This is a genomic window from Clostridioides sp. ZZV15-6598 (assembly GCF_020657705.1).
Classification (GTDB): Bacteria; Bacillota; Clostridia; order Peptostreptococcales; family Peptostreptococcaceae; genus Clostridioides; species Clostridioides difficile_F.
This window is the reverse complement of sequence record NZ_JAGWCS010000370.1, coordinates 1-282: the sequence shown is the minus strand read 5'-3', so window position 1 is coordinate 282 and position 282 is coordinate 1. Positions and strand designations below refer to the sequence as shown.

Below are 282 nucleotides of genomic sequence, written 5' to 3'. Positions count from 1 at the left end.
TGTTTTTCTCGATAATTCTCTTTGTAATTTAGCAAGTTTGTTTAATGACTTTAGAAGATACTTAGGATTTTCTATAATTTGTCCACAACTTGAGATACAAAATTCTTTAATTCCTAAATCTAAACCTACATGATTATTAGTATTTTCAAATGCTTCAATATCTATATCAGTGCAACATAATGATACATAATACTTACCACTTGGCTCTTTGGATACAGTAGCATTAAGTATTCTCCCTTGAGGTACTTGTTTATCCCTTACTTTAACCATACCAAGTTTAGG

At 29.4% G+C, this 282-nt stretch carries 1 protein-coding gene; it reads right to left on the bottom strand.

The features are described from left to right. The coding region (locus KGF50_RS22095) for a transposase (protein WP_227850019.1) at window positions 1-282 on the bottom strand (282 nt) is incomplete at both ends.